General features: G+C 75.2%; 14 protein-coding genes and 1 tRNA gene. 10 read left to right on the top strand and 5 right to left on the bottom strand.

The window, feature by feature from the left end:
• Positions 1–11: 11 nt before the first annotated feature.
• From BS73_RS35030 to BS73_RS25135, 3 genes are all read right to left on the bottom strand, one after another.
• Entirely contained in the window at positions 12–560 is a 549-nt protein-coding gene (locus BS73_RS35030) for a hypothetical protein (protein WP_235215518.1), read from the bottom strand.
• Between the two features lie 292 nt (positions 561–852).
• Positions 853–1500, bottom strand: a complete 648-nt coding sequence (locus tag BS73_RS25140; protein ID WP_037576185.1) for a histidine phosphatase family protein — start codon at positions 1498–1500, stop codon at positions 853–855.
• A gap of 37 nt (positions 1501–1537) precedes the next feature.
• On the bottom strand, positions 1538–2359 hold the full coding sequence (locus BS73_RS25135) for a TetR/AcrR family transcriptional regulator (protein WP_051940501.1): 822 nt from the start codon (positions 2357–2359) through the stop codon (positions 1538–1540).
• Between the two features lie 104 nt (positions 2360–2463).
• On the opposite strand from BS73_RS25135, the gene BS73_RS25130 reads away from it, so the two are divergent.
• From BS73_RS25130 to BS73_RS25100, 7 genes are all read left to right on the top strand, one after another.
• On the top strand, positions 2464–3369 hold the full coding sequence (locus BS73_RS25130; protein WP_051940498.1) for a phosphatase PAP2 family protein: 906 nt from the start codon (positions 2464–2466) through the stop codon (positions 3367–3369).
• A 494-nt stretch (positions 3370–3863) separates the two neighbouring features.
• Positions 3864–4973: a hypothetical protein gene (locus tag BS73_RS25125; RefSeq protein ID WP_051940494.1), complete on the top strand. Its 1110-nt coding sequence runs from the start codon at positions 3864–3866 to the stop codon at positions 4971–4973.
• Positions 4970–6532, top strand: coding sequence for a hypothetical protein (locus BS73_RS25120; protein ID WP_037576184.1), 1563 nt, complete (start codon positions 4970–4972; stop codon positions 6530–6532). The genes BS73_RS25125 and BS73_RS25120 overlap by 4 nt, the downstream gene beginning before the upstream one ends.
• Positions 6529–7953, top strand: a complete 1425-nt coding sequence (locus tag BS73_RS25115; protein WP_037576183.1) for an AAA domain-containing protein — start codon at positions 6529–6531, stop codon at positions 7951–7953. The genes BS73_RS25120 and BS73_RS25115 overlap by 4 nt, the downstream gene beginning before the upstream one ends.
• A 180-nt stretch (positions 7954–8133) precedes the next feature.
• Positions 8134–8508: a hypothetical protein gene (locus tag BS73_RS25110; RefSeq protein WP_037576182.1), complete on the top strand. Its 375-nt coding sequence runs from the start codon at positions 8134–8136 to the stop codon at positions 8506–8508.
• Positions 8509–8651: 143 nt separating this feature from the next.
• Complete coding sequence (locus BS73_RS25105; protein ID WP_037576179.1) at positions 8652–9227, top strand: bifunctional DNA primase/polymerase; 576 nt, start codon at positions 8652–8654, stop codon at positions 9225–9227.
• A gap of 69 nt (positions 9228–9296) precedes the next feature.
• Positions 9297–9370, top strand: a tRNA-Lys gene (locus BS73_RS25100).
• 94 nt (positions 9371–9464) lie between these two features.
• On the opposite strand, the gene BS73_RS25095 is transcribed toward BS73_RS25100, so the two are convergent.
• Positions 9465–10469, bottom strand: coding sequence for an NADP-dependent oxidoreductase (locus tag BS73_RS25095; RefSeq protein WP_037576171.1), 1005 nt, complete (start codon positions 10467–10469; stop codon positions 9465–9467).
• 87 nt (positions 10470–10556) lie between these two features.
• Here BS73_RS25095 and BS73_RS25090 point away from each other — a divergent pair, with 87 nt between their 5' ends.
• The 3 genes from BS73_RS25090 (at position 10557) to BS73_RS25080 (ending at position 16035) form a co-directional block, all read left to right on the top strand.
• Positions 10557–11156, top strand: a complete 600-nt coding sequence (locus BS73_RS25090; protein WP_037576168.1) for a TetR/AcrR family transcriptional regulator — start codon at positions 10557–10559, stop codon at positions 11154–11156.
• Between the two features lie 220 nt (positions 11157–11376).
• Positions 11377–13155 carry a right-handed parallel beta-helix repeat-containing protein gene (locus tag BS73_RS25085; RefSeq protein ID WP_084704346.1) on the top strand — a complete coding sequence of 593 codons (1779 nt, stop codon included), beginning with the start codon at positions 11377–11379 and terminating at the stop codon, positions 13153–13155.
• 93 nt (positions 13156–13248) lie between these two features.
• Positions 13249–16035, top strand: coding sequence for a family 20 glycosylhydrolase (locus BS73_RS25080; RefSeq protein WP_161789702.1), 2787 nt, complete (start codon positions 13249–13251; stop codon positions 16033–16035).
• A 66-nt stretch (positions 16036–16101) separates the two neighbouring features.
• Here BS73_RS25080 and BS73_RS25075 read toward each other — a convergent pair whose 3' ends face one another.
• A complete protein-coding gene (locus tag BS73_RS25075) occupies positions 16102–18591 on the bottom strand; it encodes a glycoside hydrolase family 2 protein (protein ID WP_161789701.1) in 2490 nt (829 codons plus the stop codon).
• Positions 18592–18794 lie beyond the last annotated feature (203 nt).

The raw sequence follows: 18794 nt of genomic DNA, 5'->3' as shown, positions 1-18794 counted from the left end.
CGGCCGGCAGGCTAGCGGCGTTCCTGCCCCCGGCAGACATCGCTGGCGGCGAGGGTGCGGGCCGCCTCGGTCAGCGCCTGGCGGAGGGTCTCCGGATCGGTGAACGGCGGGCGCCCCTCGCCGGACGGCGGGACCAGCCAGCGCACCCCCGCCCCGCCGAAGAGCATCCGGCCGAAGCCGGGGACGCAGAAGCTGCCGGGCGCCGCCTGGGCGGGCCAGCCCTCCGCGGTGCCGATCGGCACCAGGAAGGCCACCGCCTCCTCGTGCTCGCCCTCCTCCTCGGCCGCCGGGAAGCCGGCTCCGGCCCGGCCCTCGGTCCCGGTCCCGGTTCCTGTCCCCGCCCCGGCTCCGACTCCGGCCCCGGTCCCGACGTGCCGGGCGGCGCACACCACCGCGCCGCAGGCGTCCCGGAGCCGGAGGATGTCGATCGCCTCCAGGCCGTGCCGTACCGACACGGTCACCAGATCGCAGGCGCCCACCTCGGGCAGCGGCACCGGTCCGCTCTCGGGCAGTGGCACCAATGGCTGACGGAGATGCGGCGGCAGATGCGCGGACGTCACCTCACGGGATCTCCAGGCCCTGGGATCGCGGGGCAGTCGAGGGGACGCCGGAGGCACTGAAGACACCATGCCGAGCTCCTTCCGGAGTGCACCTGGCCGTCGGGGACCACTGCTGTCATTCAACGCGCGAAAGCCCGTCGGGCCACGGGCGTTGGGCCCACCGTGTCATGGCGTTTCCCTGGCGAATATGCGGAGGGCATTTCGCCAGGGAAACGCCAGGACATTCGCCACCCCTGGTGTCCGTTGCCGCCGGCGCTCCGGCTCGTTGCCCCGCCGCCCGCCGTCCCGGCCGTCAGTGCAGGTGGGACAGGTGCCCGGTGGAGTTCCAGACCTCCACCGCCGGCTCCGCGTACTCCCAGCCGAGCACCGAGAGCGAGGCCGGGGCCAGCTTGAACCGCTGTCCGTATGCCGGGGGCAGTCCCAGCCAGCGGGCGGCCAGGATGCGCAGCAGATGGCCGTGGGCGAAGACCGCGACCGTCCCGTCCGAGCCGTTCATCACGGTGCTGCCCGGAGCGGGCACACCGTACCGCTGGTTGACGCCCGCGAGGAAACGATCCACCCGCGCGGCGACCTCGTCCAGGGTCTCGCCCTCCGGCACGCCGTCCCGCCAGATCAGCCAGTCCCGCCGGTGCTCGCCGCGGATGGTGCCGCCGGTCAGGCCCTCGTAGCGGCCGTAGTCCCACTCCATCAGCTCGTCCGCGGCCACCGCTCGGTCGCCGAGCCCGGCCAGCTCGCAGGTCTCCCGGGCGCGCAGCAGCGGGCTGGTGAAGACCTCGGCGTCGGGGAGGCCGTCCCACGGGGCGGCCTTGAGGGCGCCGCCGAGCGCGACGGCCATCTCCCGGCCCTCCGCCGTGAGGGGGATGTCGGTGCGGCCGGTGTGGCGGCCGGTGGCGGACCACTCGGTCTCGCCGTGCCGGACCAGGAGGAGGCGCGCGGGCATGGGTGGTACTCCTCGGGTGCTTCTGCGGCGACGGTCCTCAGCCGCGGACGTCCGGCCCCTCCGTCGCGGCCGCCTTCTCTGCTCTCCCCTCGATTTTCGCATCCGGACCGCGCGTCGCACGCGCCGCCCGCCGGGAGCGCTCGCGCAGACCGGCGATGATCAGGTCCAGGCCGAAGGCGTACTGCTCCTCGCCGCCACCGCGGACGGTGAGGAGGATGGGCAGCATCTCGGTCAGGGTCGGATGCCGCTCCGGGTCCAGCCGCTCGGCCAGGCCCGCGCCCGCGGCGGCGACCGCGCCCGCGCTTGCGCCCGCGCCCGCGCCGGGGCAGACCGGTCCGCCCCCGCCCCCGCCCACCGCGTGCAGCCGCCGCAGCGCGGCGCCCACCGTGTACTGGAGCAGCACCGAGCAGGAGCGCGCGCACTCCTCGCGCTCCATCCCCGACTCCCGGAGGAGGCTCAGCATCCGCTCCAGGGTGCCGGTGGCGCTGTCCCCGAAGTCGTGCCGCGCCTTCTCCTTGGCCTCGGTCAGCAGCCGGAGGACGGCCGGACGCTCGGCGAACAGCCCGTAGAGGGCGAGGCAGAGGAGCCGCAGCCGCTCGTCCCAGGTCCCCTCGGCCTCGGGCGGCGAGTAGTCGGCGAGCACCCGGTCGCGGGCGGCGCGGAACAGTTCGTCCCTGCCCCGGAAGTAGGTGTAGAGGGCCATGGTGCCGACGCCCAGGTCGTCGGCGAGGGAGCGCATCGAGAAGGCGTCCAGGCCCTTGGTGTCCAGCAGGTGGAGGGCCCGGTCGAGGATCAGCTCAGCGCTGAGCGAGTTCCGCGGGGCGCGGGTGCGGGTGCGTTCCGAGCCGGTGTTCGCCATCCTTGATCCATCCCCCGTATCCCGATCCCGGGGTCGCTTGCCGGTTTCCCTAACGTACAGCGTACGGTATAGCGTACGTTTCGTTCGTCGGGCGGAGTCCACCCGTGTTCCACACGCTGCTCGGCCGGTTGAGACTGCGGCCGCACCCGCAGGGCCGGCCGCTGTTCTGGCAGTTCGAGCTGCTGCTGGTCGCCGTGCTGTACTTCGCGTACGACGGCAGCCGGCTGCTGGTCTCGGGCGGACTGCCGGAGGCCCGGCACAACGGCCGCGCCCTCCTCGACGCCGAGCGCTGGGCGCATCTCTCGCCCGAGCACTGGCTCAACCAGCTCTTCACCGCCAACGACCTGCTGGCCGTGCCGGCCGACTTCCTCTACGCCTCGCTGCACTACCTGGTCACGCCCGCGGTGCTGATCTGGCTGTGGGTCAGCCACCACGGCGAGTACCGGAGGGCCAGGACCTGGCTGGGGATCGCGACGGTGGCCGGGCTGGTCGGCTTCGTCCTCTTCCCGACCGCGCCCCCGCGGCTGCTGGAGGCCTCCTACGGCTTCATCGACACCATGTCCCAGCATGCGGACGTGGGCTGGTGGGGGGCCGGGGACGCGAGCGTGCCGAACGGCATGGCGTCCATGACGAACGAGTACGCGGCGATGCCGAGCCTCCATCTGGGCTGGGCGCTGTGGTGCGGCATCCAGCTGGTGCGGCACGCCTCGGACATCACGGTGCGGGTGCTGGGGGTGCTGTACCCGCTGGTGATCGCCTTCGTGGTGATGGGCACCGCCAATCACTACCTGCTGGACTGCGTCGCGGGCGCGGCGGTCATGGTCGCCTCGTCCTTCGCGGCGGCCCCGCTGCTGCGACTGCTCGACGCGCTGCGACTGCGCGCGGTGGCAGCGGTACTCCGCGCGAGAGGCGCCACCTCCCCCCTGCCAGAACCCCCTCACCGGCCCGCCATGCCCCCCACCCCCACCCCGAACCCGGAACACTCCCCGGCCGGCACACCCCACACCTAGCCAGGCGCCGAAGGCGCAAATCAGGGGCGCGGGGAACTGCGCGGCCCGCCCCCAGCACCGCCGCACCCGGCAACGGCGCCCCGCTTGCCACCCGAACCCCGCAACACCGAGGCGCGAAAAAGGCGCACGAGGAACAGTGCGCCCTGGAAGCGCCGAAGGCGCAAACAAGGGGCGCGGGGAACTGCGCGGCCCGCCCCCAACCCCGCCGCACCCGGCAACGGCGACCCGCTTGCCACCCGAACCCCGCAACACCGAAAGCGCGAAAAGGCGCGCGAGAAACAGCCCGCCCCACCCGCGCCCCCCAAGCGCCGAAGGCGCAAACAAGGGGCGCGGGGAACTGCGCGGCCCACCCCCAACACCACCGCACCCGGCAACGGCGCCCCGCTTGCCGCCCGAACCCCGCAAAGCCGAAGGCGCAAGCCCCCGCCCCGAGGCGGGAATCGCGGGCCCGGGGGGCCGGATTGTCAGCGGCGGATGCCACACTGCCTTGCACCATGAGGGAGAACGACCAGACCCCCGGAGCCCGCGCCCCCGGCGCCCGCGCAGCGCTCGCGCGCCTGCGAGGCGACGCCGCGCCGCACCCCCTGGACGCCCGCGCCCTCGCCGCCCTCGCGGCGAACCCCGGCTGCGCCCGCCGCGCCGTCCTGGACGCCGCAGGACTGGACAAGTCCGCGATAGCCGCCAGTCTCGGCGCCCCTGCGCCGTTCGGGCAGTCCCCGTTCGCGATCACCCGTGGCCTCGCCTTCGAGCGCCAGCTCCTCGCCGACGACGGCAGCATCCTGGTCGACCTCCTGGCCACCCTCCTCGCCGATCCCGCCGCCGCCCCGTCCCCCGAGACCGTCAGAGTCACCGCCCCGCCGCTGCCCGGCAAGGACTCGGGACCGGCCACCCGCGAGGCCCGCACCCGCCAGGCGCTGGACCACGCCGCCCCCGGCGAGTGGACCGTCCTCTACCATCCGACCCTCAGCCTGGACGTCGCCGGCGCCCCCGCGTACCTGGAGCCGGACGCCCTGGTGGTCCGCCCGGACGGCCGGTGGACCGTCGTCGAGATCAAGTCCTTCCCGATCCTGGACGGCACCGCCGACCCGGCGAAGGTCGGCGCCGCCGCCCGCCAGGCCGCGGTCTACCTGCTGGCCCTCGACTCCCCCGCGGCCGACCAGCGCTTCCTGCTGGTCTGCCCGCGCGACTTCGGCAACCGCCCGACCGGCTCGCTGATCGACCTGCGCCGCGAGCTCGGCGTCACCCGCCGCCAGCTCGAACGGCTGACCCGGATCGAGGAGCTCCTCGCGCCCCTCCCCGAGGACGCCGTCCTCGACCCTGGGGCGGACCCGGCCCGCCTGACCGCCTCCGTCGAGGCGATCCCGGCCGCGTACACCCCCGACTGCCTCTCCACCTGCGACCTGGCGTTCCACTGCCGGGACCGGGCCCGCGCCGCCGGCTCGGTGGACGTCCTGGGGCGCGGAGCCCGCGCCGAGGCGGCGCCGTACGGGCAGGTCGCCGAGGCCCTCGGCGGCTCCGACCGGCTGGTCCGGGCCGGCCTGCTGCGGGCCGAGGCGCTCGCCCTCGCCGGCCCGAGCGCCGAGGGCCCGGGCGGTGACGCATGAGCACCCTCCGCACCCTCGCCCGCATGCAGGCGATGGAGCTCGGCCGGGCGGTGCCCGCCGCCACCGTGCGCCACGTCCCGCTGGCGGAGCGGCAGTTGGTGATCGTTCCGCTGGCCGCGGCGGGCGAGGCGGGCGCGCCGCTGGCGGCCCTGGTCGGCACCGAGCGGGAGTCCCCGCAGCTGCTCACCGTCCCCCAGCCGCTCGACCGCGACCAGCGGTTCGCCTTCCTGGCCCGGCTGGCCGAGGCCGTGCTGCCGTTCCTGGAGAGCGCGGCGGACGAGGTCGAGGAGATCCCCGGGCGGGAGACCGACCCGGAGACCGGCGAGCGCCGGGAGGTCGTGCGGGAGCTGTGCACGGACGCCCCGCAGCTGGTGGTCCCCAATCCGTCCGCGGCCGACTTCCTCGGTCTCCTCGGCCGGTACACCCGCTTCCGCCGCAGCGAGGGCGAGGAGTCGGTGGAAGCCGAGGGGGCCCCGGCCCGCTATCTGGCGCCGCCTCAAGTCCCCCTTCTGGGGCGGTGGTTGACCCACTACCACGAGCGCTCGCAGGTCCCCGGCTCCGGGCTGGTGCTGGCGGTGACCGACGCTCTGTCCTTCCACTGGGCGACCGGCCAGAGCTCCGTCGAGGACCAGCATCTGGGCGCGCTGCTGGGCTGGATCGACCCTCCCCCGGGACTGACCGGTCCCCAGGCGACCTCCCGCGCCGAGTCCGCGCGGGACGCGAGCGGTCTGCTCCTCCACCCGCCGGCCGGTCCGGCCACCGACCCGTACTTCGACCAGCGCCGCCTGGCCCCGGCGGTGGCCCGCTACGACGCGGCCCGCTCCGCCGGGGACCAAGCGGCGACCGCGGCCCGCGCCGCAGAGATCGCCGAGCTGCTGCGCGGTGTCCTCCTGCCCACCTGGGAGGACGTCTGGCGGGGGCTCGACCTGCTGCGCGCGCTGCCGCCCGCCGGGCATCTCGGCGAGCGCTGGGAGGGCGACCGCTGGTCGTACACCGGCCACCGGGACCGGGTGCGGGCGGGCGAGCCGCCGCAGCCGGTCCGGGACGACCCGGTGACCGCCGCCCGCAAGCTGGCCCAGCGCGAGCGCGACCAGTACCGGCTGGAGGTCCACCAGGCGCTGGACGATCCGCTGGAGATGGCCGAGCGGCGGCTCGCCGGGGAGGCCTTCGCCGGGGAGGTGACGGAGGTCGAGGAGCAGTACGACACCTCCGGGCGCACGCCGAAGCCGCGCCCGCTGGTGACCGTGCGCACCGGCGACCAGCCGCTCTTCGAGCCGGGCACGGTGGTCCACCGGGCGGGCGGGCCGACCGCGCAGCGCGCGGAGCTGGTCGAGGTCGAGAGCGGTGGCGGAGGGGTTCTCCTGCGGCTGCGGCTCCTCAACGGGATGGGGCGGCGGAAGGAGCCGGAGCCCGGTACCGTGCCCGAGCCGGGCGACCAGGTCTGCTTCACCGCCTTCGAGTTGGCGCCCCGGCAGTCCGCTCCGCTGCCTGACCCCGAGGAGACCCCGTGGACCCACGGCGGCCCGCCGACGCCCCGCACCGAGGAGGTGCTCGCATGACCTCCCCCACTCCCCTCGCCGCCCCCGCCACGCCGTCCGACCCGGCAGCCGCCGCCGACGCGGCCACCGCCGCGATCCTGGACGACGTCCGCAACGGCACCCAGCGCGGCACCGTCGTGGACTCCCCGCCCGGCGCCGGCAAGTCCACCCTGGTCGTCCGCGCGGCCCGCGAACTGGTCGGCGCGGGCGAGCGGTTGATGGTGGTCGCGCAGACCAACAGCCAGGTGGACGATCTGGTCGACCGGCTGGCCTCGGCCGCCCCCGACGTCTCCGTGGGCCGCCTCCACGGCAGCGACGCGGCCCCCGCCCCGTACGCCCTGCGGCACGGCAACGTCACCGCCGCGGAGAAGATCGACAAGCTGGCCGAGCTGGACGTGGTGGTCTCCACGGCCGCGAAGTGGCAGTGGGTCAAGAGCCTTCCGGAGCAGGGCGGTTGGCGGCACGCCATCGTCGACGAGGCGTACCAGATGCGGTCGGACGCGCTGCTCGCCGTGGCCCGGCACTTCGAGCGGGCGCTCTTCGTCGGCGACCCCGGCCAGCTCGACCCGTTCACCATGGTGGACAACGAGCGCTGGGCGGGGCTCGCCCACGACCCCTCGAGCAGCGCGGTGAGCACCCTGCTGGCGTTCAATCGCGGCATCCGCCCGCATCGGCTGCCGGTCTCCTGGCGGCTGCCGGCCAGCGCGGCCCCGCTGGTCTCGGAGGCGTTCTACCCGGACGCCCCGTTCCGGGCCGGCACGGAGCCGGGCGAGCGGGCGCTCCTCCTGGGCCCACCCACCGGCCCGGCGGCCGGCGCGTCCACCGGCCCGGGCGCCGGCGCACGCGCCCTCTCACCCGCGTACGACGACGTCCTCGACACCGCCGCCGAGACCGGCTGGGGCCTCCTCGAACTCCCGCCGGCCTTCACCGAGCGCACCGACCCGGAGGCGGTGGAGGGGGTGGCCCAGGTCGTGGGCAGGCTGCTGGCCCGCCGGCCCGTCGCCCGCTCGGAGCGCGGCGACGGGGAGGTCACCGAGGACCGGATCGCCGTCGGCACCGCCCACCGCGACCAGGCCGCCGCGATCCGCGCCGCGCTCGCCCGCCTCGGCGTGCGGGGCGTCACCGTCGACACCGCCAACCGCCTCCAGGGACGGGAGTTCGACGTCACCGTCGTCCTCCACCCGCTCTCCGGCCGCCCGGACGCCACCGAGTTCCATCTGGAGGCGGGCCGGCTGTGCGTGCTGGTCTCCCGCCACCGGGTGGCCTGCGTGGTGGTCGCCCGGGCCGGGATCCCCGAGCTGCTGGACGCCCACCCCGTCTCCGGCCGGGTACGCCTGGGCGCCGCCCCCTCCGCCGCCCCCGACGGCTGGGAGGCCAACCAGTCCGTCCTCCACCACCTCGCCCGCTCCCGGGTACCGCTGCGGCCCGGTCCCCCGGCCTGAGCCGGCCGGCGGAGGAGGCGGCCCGGAATCCCGGGGTCCGTTCCGCTGTTGACCCGTGGTGGTTGCCCGAGGCCAGATCGCGTTCTTACGCGTCCGCCGCAGGCCGCGTAACAATGGCCCGGGCGTGATTCTCCCCCACTCCCCTCCCAGTTCCCCCAGCCCGGAAGAGAAAGAGGCAGCATGTCCGACTCCCGCTCCGACGGGTCCGCCGCGGCCCGTGGCGGCCGTCAGCACCATCGGCCCGTCCCGCTGCTGTTCGAGCCGCCGGACCCGGACGCGCCGGACGAGCGCTTCTTCGATCTGGAGTCGATCGACGACCCGGGGCGGCTGCTGGGCCGGTCCACCGAGCTGGCGCTGGCCTTCCGGGCGGCCGCGGAGCGGGCCACCGACTTCCAGGCGCTGGCCGCCGCCCGGCTGGCGGACCCGCGGCGGTTCGACCGGCTGAGCCCGGACCAGATCGCCGACCGGGCCGGCTGGTCCGAGGACTACACACTGCGCATGATCGCCTACGGACGCGACCTCGAGCGCAGCTCCCGCGACGCGGACGACGACTGACGCCTCGTCAGCACACCCGTATCGCACCACCGCCTGGCATATTCGGGCACGGCAGAATACGCCCCGCTTACCCCTCATGTCCGGGATTCCGGGGTTTCCGCGGCCCCGGGACACCCACCCCGGTACTCCTTGTGCCTGTGGACATGTGGACACATGACTCGACCGAGTACGTCACGGTCGCCGGCGAGAACTGGCTGGCCTCCGCAAGCGAGTACCCGCGCAGCATGCTGGCCCTCTGGGCCTCGCGCCCGTGGGCCCCGACCGCGTTGCCGTGCGGTCGCACCTTCGACGTGGTGAACCTGCCGGGCCTCTTCGGCCGGCGGGTGCTGGACGAGCTGTGGAGCAGCGGTCCCGGCTGCGGCCCGGTCGCCTCGCACAACAACCGCATCCTGATCTTCGCGCAGGTGGGCGCGGCCGAACGGCTGCGCGCCCTGCTGATCTGGGAGGAGTGGGCACGGCATGTGCCCCGCCTCCTCTGCCACGGGATCGGTGACGTGGTCACCGTCCCCCCGGTCCAGCGCTCGCTGGACGGGCCGGAGGGCCCCGGCCGCTGGATCGTCGCACCGGACTCGCGCGACCCCTGGCTGCCGGGCGCCCCGGTGCTCCTCTGGGCCTGTGTGCGCGCCGCCCGTACTGCGGCGCCCTCCTCCGGCGACTCCCCGGCCGCGCCCGCCCCTCCCCCGGGCGCGTCCGGGGAGCGCCACCTCCCTCTCGCCTGACCCCGCCCCGAACGACCCGCCGATTTCTCCGTTCCCAGCCCCACCTGCTAACGTCTACGACGTCAACCGGCGCCGCTAGCTCAGTTGGTTAGAGCAGCTGACTCTTAATCAGCGGGTCCGGGGTTCGAGTCCCTGGCGGCGCACGTTGCGGATACCGAGAGCCGTCCACCTCCCCGAGGTGGACGGCTCTCGGCGTTCACGGGCCCGGTCCCGACGCCGGTCCCGGTCGGCAGGAGCTCACGCGGGCGTGAAGGTGAGGACGACCTTGCCGTGGACGTGGCGGCCCGCCTGGAGGGCCACGGCGTCGCGGATCTTCTCGACGGGGTAGGTGGCGGCGATCGGGACGGTGAGCTCGCCGGTGAGGATCGCGGTGGTGAGCCGCTCCAGGGCGGCGGGGTCCGCGTCGTAACCGCCGGTCGGGCGGACGCCGCCGGGGGGATGGGGGCCGGCCGCGATGGTGGAGATCCGCTCGGACGGCACGCCGAGGGCGAGGGCCGCCTCGGCGGTCTCGGTGCCGAAGAGGTCGGTCGCGGCGGTGATGCCCCCGGGGGACAGCGCCCGTACCCGGTCGGCCAGGCCGGGGCCGTAGGCGACCGGTTCGGCGCCCAGCCCGCGGAGGAAGTCGAAGGTGCCGGGCGAGGCGGTGCCGATCACCCTGGCACCGGCGAGCCGGGCGAGCTGGACGGCGAAGACGCCGACACCGCCGGCGGCGCCGCCGATCAGCACCGTCTCACCGGAGCCGGAGCCGGAGCCGGCCCCAGCGCCGGCCCCAGCGCCGGCCCCAGCGCCGGCCCCGCCGCCGAGCCCGATGGCCGACAGCGCCGCGGCGGCGGTCAGGCCGGCCACCGGGAGGGCCGCGGCGGTCTCGTCGCCGATGCCGTCAGGGGTGCGGTACAGCACCTCGGGGCCGGAGGACGCCGGCGGCACGGCGACCACCACATAGTCGGCGACCGCCCTACTCTGCGCGCCCCCGTACACCCGGTCGCCGACGGCGAAGCCGGACGCCCCCGGCCCGAGCTCGTCGACGACGCCGGCGAAGTCGTAGCCGAAGCCGGACGGGAGGGTGACGCCGAACTGCCCCGCCACCTCGGGGAGGGAGGCGAGGAGCCAGTCCATCGGGTTCAGACCGGCGGCCGTCACCCGGACGCGGACCTGGCCGGGGCCGGCGTGCGGCTCCTCGACCTCGCGCAGTTCCAGTACCTCGGGGCCCCCGAACGTCTCGTAGACGACTGCTCGGCTCATGGCGACCTCCACCAGTGATGGGACTTGGTCTTATCACCCTACACCAGTGATGGGACCAAGTGCCGTGGGTGCCGTAAGCTGTCCCCCATGGCTCGCTGGCAACCCCACGCATCGGAACGACTCGTCGTCGCCGCCCTCGACCTCTTCGCCGAGCGGGGCTACGAGAACACCACGGTCGTCGACATCGCCGAGCGGGCCGGGCTGACCAAGAGCACCTTCTTCCGCCACTTCCAGGACAAGCGGGAGGTCCTCTTCGGCGCGGACACGATGGCGGGGCTGCTGGGCGAGGCGATCGCCGCCGCCCCCGCCGAGGCCACCCCGCTCGAAGCGGTCGCCCACGCCATGGACGCGGTCGGCGGCGCGGCCTTCACCCCCGCCCGACGCGGGTTCACCGCCCGCCGGCAGGCGGTGATCGCGGCCAACCCCGAACTGCGGGAGCGGGAGGCGCTGAAGGGCCTCGGCCTCACCGCCGCCATGGCGGACGCCCTCAAGCGGCGCGGCCTCCCGGACCTCGACGCACGGGTGACCGCCGAACTCGGCGCCGTGGCCCTGCGGATCGCCTACGAGCGCTGGGCCGACCCGGACAACGAGGAGGAGTTCGCCGACCTGGCGCGGCGAACGCTGGACGAGGTGCGGGCGGTCGGCGCCCTCGCCCAGGACCCGGCCCCGGGCGCACGGGCGTCTTGACGCACCGTCAGTAACTGCCGACACTGCTAGCGCACTCGCGAATACATCCGATGACTGGCGGGTGCCTGGCGGAGGGCGGGCGTGACGATGAGGCGAGCCGTACGACGGACCGGGCGCGCCGTGGCCGCCTTCGGCGCGGTCCTCCTCGGAGCCCTCGGGGCGCTCGGGGCCCCGGCGGCGCCCCTCCGCGGCCGCCGCGGCCGGGCCTCCCCCGCCGAAGGTGCTGTACGCGGCCCCGCACGGGCAGGGCGCCGGCTGTTCCGCGGCGGCCCCCTGCTCGCTGGACGCGGCCCGCGGCAGGGTGCGCGGGATGCTGGCCGGCGGGATGGACCGGGACGTCCAGGTGCTGCTGAGGGATGGGACCTATCGACTGTCCGCTCCCCTGGAGTTGGGCGCGGCCGACTCCGGGCGGGACGGCCACACCGTCACCTGGGCCGCCGCCCCCGAGGCGCACCCGGTGCTGGACGGCGGGGTGCCCGTCGGCGGCTGGCGGCCGAACGCGGACGGCAGCTGGACCGCCCGCCTGCCGGCGGCGGTCGGCACCCCTCGGCAGCTCTACGTGGACGGGGTCCGCGCGGACTGGGCGCGGAGCGCCCCCTGCGCGCCCGCCACCTGCGCGACCTCGGCGGCCGGGATGACCGGCGCGCGGGCGACCGGGATCGCCGGCTGGGCCCGGCCCACCGACGCGGAGGCGGTGATCCGGGTCCGGTGGCGGGACTTCCACTGCCGGATCGCCGGAGTCTCCGGGGACACCATCGGCTTCGTCCAGCCCTGCTGGACGAACTCCGGCAGCGGCACCGGCCGCACCGGGCCTGCCTGGGACACCGCGGACGTGACCTCCTCCCGCTACCTGGGCGTGGCCTACTTCGCCAACGCCCGCGAACTGCTGCGCACCCCAGGGCAGTTCGTCTACAACTCGGCCGACCGCACGGTCAGCTACCTGCCGCTGCCCGGACAGGACATGCGGCGGGCCGAGGCGGTCGCCCCGGCCGCCGAGCGGCTGGTCACCGTCGAACCCGGCGCCCACGACCTGGTGCTGCGCGGGCTGGCCCTGGAGCACACCGCCTGGGACCAGCCGAGCGGCCCCGACGGCTACGCCGGGACACAGGCCGGGCTGACCCTCACCGGCGCCACCGGGCCGAAGGACCAGTCCGGGCAGTACTACACCAAGCCGGCGGCCGCCCTGACGGTGTCCGGCGGCCGGCACATCACCGTCCAGGACTGCCGGTTCAGCGGTCTCGGCGGGGCGGGGGCGGTGCTCCAGGACGGCACGACCGGTTCGGCCGTCACCGGGTCGCGGTTCACCGGCGTCTCCTCCGGGGCGGTCTACGTCGGGGACACCGACCCCCACCCGGCGGCCGGCGCCCGCGACCAGGGCAACACGGTCTCCTACGACACCATCACCGGCATCGGCGCCGAGTTCACCGACGCGGTGGGGATCTGGGCCGGGTACACCGAGGGGCTCACGGTCGCCCACAACACCCTGGAGGACCTGCCGTACTCGGGGATCAGCGTCGGCTGGGGCTGGAACCAGCCGCAGGCGCAGAACCCCTGGCTGGGCGGGAACACCATCAGCGGCAACCGGATCATCGACGTGATGCGGCCGATGTCCCCGGCCGTGGGCCAGCACGACGGCGGCGCGGTCTACACCCAGGGGCAGCAGCCGGGCACGGTGATCTCCGGCAACTACATCGACAGGACCGGCACCGACAACGGGGTCTACCTCGACGAGGAGAGCTCCCACATCCACGTCACCGGCAACGTGGTGACCAGGACCGGCGTCAAGTGGCTCTCCAACTGGGCGAGTTACGGCGTCGACAACCACGCCGACCACAACTGGACGGACTCCACCACGACCCCGCCGCTGTCCGGAACCGGAAGCACCATGACGGACGACTGGACCGGGCTGACATGGCTCCCGGCCGACGCGGTGGCCGTGGCGGAGGCGGCGGGGGCGGGCCCCTGGCCGGCTCCGGTGGACCAGCTCGGCGTGGGGTAGCGGGCCCGCCGGGCGGCCGGGGCCGTCTTGTCGGGCAGGAGGGGCTGGAGTAGCTTGCGGACGCTGAGTGGTCTACACCACAGGGGAGGGCCGGTGCGGAAGCGGAGATCGGTGCGGGCGGTGACGGCGCTGGCGCTGGCGGCGACCTCGCTGCTGGGAGCGCAGGTGGCGGCCGGAGGCGGCGCCTCGGCCCGGACGACCACCACGACGGCCTCGGCGGCGGCGCCGGCCCCGGCGGCCCCGGCCGTTCCCGCCGCCCCCGCCGTCCTCCCGGCGCTGCGGCAATGGCAGGCCGGCACAGGCGAGTTCACCCTCCGCGCCTCCTCCCGGATCCTCCTCGATCCGCGGTACGCCGGCGGACTGGCGGCGGACGCCCGGACCTTCGCCGCCGACCTGGCGGCCGAGGGCGTTCCGGCCCTTCCGGTCGCGGTCGCCGCCCCCGCCGGCGCCCGCCCCGGCGACCTGGTCCTCACCGAGGACCCGGCCGCGCTGCCCGACCAGGGGTACCGCCTCGACGTCACCGCCGACCGCGCCACCCTCACCGGAGGGGCCCCGGCCGGCGTCTTCTACGCCGAGCAGAGCACCGAGCAGATCCTCGGCACCGCGCGGGGCCACGACCGGCTCCCGGCCGGCACCGGCCAGGACGCCCCCTCCTCCCCCGCCGTCGGCGACGGCGAGCGCGGCCTGATGCTGGACACCGCCCGGGAATACTGGCCGGTCGGCGCCATCGAGCAGACCATCCGCCAGATGGCCTGGCTCAAGCTGGACACCTTCCACTGGCACCTCACCGACAGCGAGGCCTTCCGCCTCCGGCTGCCCGGGTATCCGGGCCTGGCCGCGGCCCGCTCCTACCGCCCGGCCGACGTCCGCGCCGTCCTGGACTACGCCCGGCGGTACCACGTCCGCGTGGTGCCGGAGCTGGACATCCCCGGGCACGCCACCTCGCTGACCGCCTACCGGCCGGCGCTGCGCTGGGACTGCCCCTCGATGAACCAGGTGATCCACGCCGGACGGATCGACCCGGGCTTCACCGTGGACATCACCAAGCCGGCCTCGGTCAGCTGGCTGGACGGCCTGGTGGACTCGGTCCTCCAGGTCTTCGACGCCGCCGACGCCCCGGTCGTCCACCTCGGCGGGGACGAGACACCGGACGCCCAACTCCAGTCCCAGTGCCCGGAGCTGACGCAGTACGCGGCGACGCAGGGGTATCGCTCGCCGGAGGACGTCTTCCTGGCCTACGAGAACCACCTCGACCGGCTGGTGCGGGCGCACGGCCGGACGATGGAGATGTGGGGCTGGTGGCCGCAGGTCGGCGGCGGGGCCTCGGTGAGCGTGGACAAGGACGTGCTGATCCAGGCCTGGCTGGGCGACGAGGCCGGCTTCGAGGCCCAGGGCTACCGGGTGGTGGTCAGCAACGAGCACTCCCGGCTGTACGTGGTGCCGAAGGCGCTGCCCGGCACCGGCAACGGCAACTACATCCCGGACGACACCGCGCTGTACTCCTCCTACGCGCCGGCGGCCTCGCCCCAGCTGACCGGGGTGGAGATGGCCGAATGGGGCGACATCGCCTTCGAGCAGCCGTGGAGCTACTTCGCCCAGTACCTGCGGCGGCCCATGGAGGCGCTGGCCTCGGCGACCTGGCGGGGGCCGCAGCCCTCGGCGAGCCTGTCCGACTACGAGGCGCTGGCGGACTACGTCGGCGGCCCGCCCGGGGTGGGCGCGCCGCTGTCGCCGGTCGAGCCGGGCACGGCGGCGGTGGACGCGGCGGGGTACACGGGCCCGGCGGTCGCGGTCCGCGCGGTGCGGATCACCCCGCGGAGCGGGGCCACGGCGGATCTGGCCGGCCTGGTCGGCGGCTCGGTGGAGGGCTGCGCCCAGGGACCGGACAGCGGCTGCCGGGTGCTGGCGCGGGTCACCACCACACCGGCCCTGGACGCGCTGACCCTTCCGGCAGCGGACACCTCGCAGGCGTACGGCTGGTTCCGCTGGGTGCCGGGGACGGCGACCGCGACGCCGGCGCGGATCGAGGTGCTGACCCCGGGCGCGGCCGAGGCGACGGGCGTACGGGTGGTGGTCGCCTCCGGTGAGGTGACGATCGCCGACGGCGGCGACCGGGCGATCCTGCCGCAGGAGCTGCGCGTCGCGGGCACCCCGGTCGGCGGGCTGCGGGCGGGGGCGCTTCCGCCGGGCGGCACCGAGACGGTCCGGGTGGACACCGAAGCGCTCTCCGGGGTGCTGACCGCTGACCTGACGTACCGTCAGGTCGGCTCCGCCGTCGATCGGTTCACGGTCCGCGGGACCGCGACCCTGCCCGTGAGGTACCGCTCGCCGGCGCAGGCCTACAACGACATCGGCAGCACCGACGACGCCAACCCCGAGCTCGGCAACCTGGACGGCGCCCAGGACAGCCTCTCCCGGCAGGCGCTGCCCGCGCCCGGCGGCACGGTCACGGCCGGCCCGTTCGCCTACACCTGGCCCGCCACCCCGGCGGGCGATCCGGACAACGTCCTGGCCCAGGGGCAGACCATCCCCCTCGGCGGCGGGCCGGCCACGGCGATCGGGCTGCTGGCCACGGCGACCTACGCACCCGCCGGCGGGCTGAGCGCGAGCGGAACGGTGACCTACACCGACGGCAGCACCTCGGACTACACCCTCACCGTCCCGGACTGGTCCGCGGGGACCGGGCCGGTGGCCGTGGCGACCGGCGTCGTCAACGCCAACGGGCGGGCGCAGGCGGCGCGGACCGCGGATCTCTACTCGCTGGCGATCCCGCTCGACGCCGGGAAGCAGCCGGCCTCCCTCACGCTGCCCGCCCTGCCCGGGTATCTCGGCTCGAAGTCGCCGCAGCTGCACGTCTTCGCCCTGGCGACGGCCCGCTGAGGCGCCGCGCGAGCGGGTGCCCCCGTCCCCGCCCCGGGCTCCGGGGCCGGACGGGGGCACGGCGACTCAGGCGAACTGGAGGAGCCTGGGCTGCGCCTCGGTCTCCTCGTCCACGATCGCCCGGACGTAGCCGGCGGGCGCGCCGGCCACCGGCCTGCCGGTGACCCGCACCGTCGTGGTCCAACTCCCGCCCGGGGCGAGGCGGAACGACCGCCGGGCCGGCGTCGCCGCGGTCCCCTCGGGCCCGGTGACGACCAGGGTCCCGCGCACGGACCGGCCGCGCACCTCCCGCAGGGTCACGGTGACCGACCGGTCCACCGAGCCGTCCGCCGCCACCGGATAGCTCGCGGGCAGCTGGTCGATCCGCACCGGGGAGAAGATCACCCGCCAGCCGAGCTTGGGCTGCCGCCAGTACGTCTGCAGCCCCTTGTTGTGGAAGCCGGGGACGTTGCGCGGCATCCCCGAGCTGCCCGCCGGGGTGAGCATGAACTCGGTCGAGGTCCAGTACCACTTGCCGACCAGCTGCGGATACCCCTCCAGCCGCCGGTTGTACTCGTCGATCATCAGGCCCTGGAAGAACTCGGTGCCGGACTCGGTACCCGGGTAGTCGAGGACGCAGTCGGCGCCGTACTCGGTGAGGAAGATCGGCTTCTCGCCCGCCTTGGCGCGGATCACGTCCATGCTGTACGAGCCGCCGGCGGGGTCGGTGAGGGTGTCGAAGGTGCCGTAGTACCAGCCGTCGTAGACGTTGACGCTGAGGAAGTCGTCGTAGCCGAAGCCCTCGTCGTCCGCGCCCCAGCCGGTGACGTGGGTGAAGGGCCGGGTGGCGTCCAGGGTCTTTCCGTGGCCGATGAGCTGCTGGACGTAGCCGGCGCCGGTGGTGGTCTCGGTGCCGTTCTCGTTGCCCACCGACCAGCCGATGACGGACGGGTGGCCGCGGTCGCGGCGGATCATCCGGGTCAGCCGGTCCTCGGCGAAGGCGATCATCTGCGGGCTGGTCAGCTGGGAGACGGTGTACCGCTGGGTGACGTCGATCTCCTCGACGACCAGCAGGCCGAGCCGGTCGGCGGCGGCCAGTTCCCCCGGTGTGGTGGGGTAGTGGGCGGGCCGGAAGATGCTGAAGCCCTTCGCCTTGAGCCGCGCGAGCTCCCGTTCGGCGAGGCCGTCCGGCTGGGCGCGGCCGAGGCCGGGGTAGTCGGTGTGCCGGTTGAAGCCCTGGAGGCCGGTCAGCGGGCGGCCGTTGAGGAGCAGCCGGGCGCCGTCCACGCGGATGTCCCGGAACCCGCAGGTCGCCGTCAACTCCGCGGCCGGCCAACCGTCCTGACGGACCGACACCTCGTACAGCGCGGGATCGTCCGGCTCCCAGAGCCGGGCCCCGGGGAGGCGGAGGCCCAGCGGCCCGGTCTCCGCGTCCACCCCGTCCGGGCCGAGGGTGAGGCTGTGCCGGACGCCGGTGAGGGCCGTGGGGCGGCGGCCCTCCGGCCCGGTGACGGTGATCTCGACGGGCAGGGTCTGCGCCGTCCCGGTGGTGTTGACCCCGGTGCCGCGCAGCACGAGGGTGCCGTCGGCGGAGCCCTCCGCGGTGATCCCGGTGAGGACGGCGGGGCCCGGCAGCCGGTCGAGGTGGACACCGGCGAGGAGGCCGCCCCAGTTCCAGAAGAGCTTCCAGTTGACCGAGAAGACCTCGGCCGAGCGGTTGTCGGTGACCACGGCGACGGTGTTGTCGCCGGCGGTGACGGCCTCGGTGACGTCGAAGTGCTGGGGGAGGTAGCCGCCGGTGGCGGCGCCGATCCGGCTGCCGTTCACGTACACCGTGGCGGTGTAGTACGCCGACTCCAGGGTGAGGACGGTGCGCTCGCCGGGCCGGGCGGGCGCCAGGGCGACCTGGCGGCGGTGGAGGACGGCCTGCCCGTCGTCCACGTTCCAGGCGTCCCGGACGGCGCCGTAGGCGCTGGGGACCAGGACGGTGGCCAACGCGGCGGTGTCGTAGCCGGGTTGGACGGCGGGCGGCCGGTCGCCTTCCAGTGCTCCGGCGGGAAGCTCGCCGGCGGTGGCGAAGAGCCAGCCGCCGTCCAGGACCGTGCGCCCGGCGGGGGCGGCGGGGCGGACGGTGCTGATCGGGAGGGAGACCGTGCGGATGCCGGCAGGGGTATCGGCCTCCGCGGTGAGGGTGTGCCGGCCGGCCGGGAACCAGCCGGCGTCGGTGGCGGTCCGCCAGACCGGCGGGAGGCCGCTGCCCCGGCTGTAGAGGTCGGTGAGCTCGGAGAAGGCGATGCCGTCCAGGCTGAAGCGGACCGCGGTGGTGCCGGCCGGGGCCCGGACCTCGATGTCGGCCAGACCGTCGAGGCGGGCGCCGGCGGCCGGCGAGACGAAGGCGAGGGGGGTGTCCGCAGCGGGGGCGGGGGTCGCGGCCCGCTCTGCGGCCGGGGCCGCCGCAAGGGCCTGGGCCGGGGTCAGCAGCGGGCCGGCGGCCGCGGCGGCCGCCGCTCCGACCAGCACACTGCGCCGGCTGGGTCCTGCGGGGCGAGTGGGGCCGTCGGCTCCGGGACTGGGCACGCTCACGGGTTCCTCCGGGGAAGAAGCGGTTCCTGCGGTTCTGCGGTTCCGGTGTGCTGCGTGGTGCCGTGCTGTGCGCACTCATGCGTGGAGTGCCACACCAGTGAACAGGAGTGCGCAGACCGACGGAAGAGGACCGCCCGGGGAGGAGGCTCGCCGGGGAGGAGGCTTGGGGAAGAGGCCGGAGGGCCGCCCCGGGCCGG

Source organism: Phaeacidiphilus oryzae TH49, from assembly GCF_000744815.1.
Lineage (GTDB): Bacteria > Actinomycetota > Actinomycetes > Streptomycetales > Streptomycetaceae > Phaeacidiphilus > Phaeacidiphilus oryzae.
Note: the sequence above shows the minus strand (reverse complement) of the source record. Positions and strands in the feature narration are given on the sequence as shown.

Coding starts and splice junctions, on each gene's coding strand:
- BS73_RS25135 (WP_051940501.1), bottom strand. CDS start 2,359: ATGGCGAACACCGGCTCGGAACGCACCCGCACCCGCGCCCCGCGGAAC.
- BS73_RS25140 (WP_037576185.1), bottom strand. CDS start 1,500: ATGCCCGCGCGCCTCCTCCTGGTCCGGCACGGCGAGACCGAGTGGTCC.
- BS73_RS25125 (WP_051940494.1), top strand. CDS start 3,864: ATGAGGGAGAACGACCAGACCCCCGGAGCCCGCGCCCCCGGCGCCCGC.
- BS73_RS25115 (WP_037576183.1), top strand. CDS start 6,529: ATGACCTCCCCCACTCCCCTCGCCGCCCCCGCCACGCCGTCCGACCCG.
- BS73_RS25095 (WP_037576171.1), bottom strand. CDS start 10,469: ATGAGCCGAGCAGTCGTCTACGAGACGTTCGGGGGCCCCGAGGTACTG.
- BS73_RS25105 (WP_037576179.1), top strand. CDS start 8,652: ATGTGGACACATGACTCGACCGAGTACGTCACGGTCGCCGGCGAGAAC.
- BS73_RS25090 (WP_037576168.1), top strand. CDS start 10,557: ATGGCTCGCTGGCAACCCCACGCATCGGAACGACTCGTCGTCGCCGCC.
- BS73_RS25120 (WP_037576184.1), top strand. CDS start 4,970: ATGAGCACCCTCCGCACCCTCGCCCGCATGCAGGCGATGGAGCTCGGC.
- BS73_RS25110 (WP_037576182.1), top strand. CDS start 8,134: ATGTCCGACTCCCGCTCCGACGGGTCCGCCGCGGCCCGTGGCGGCCGT.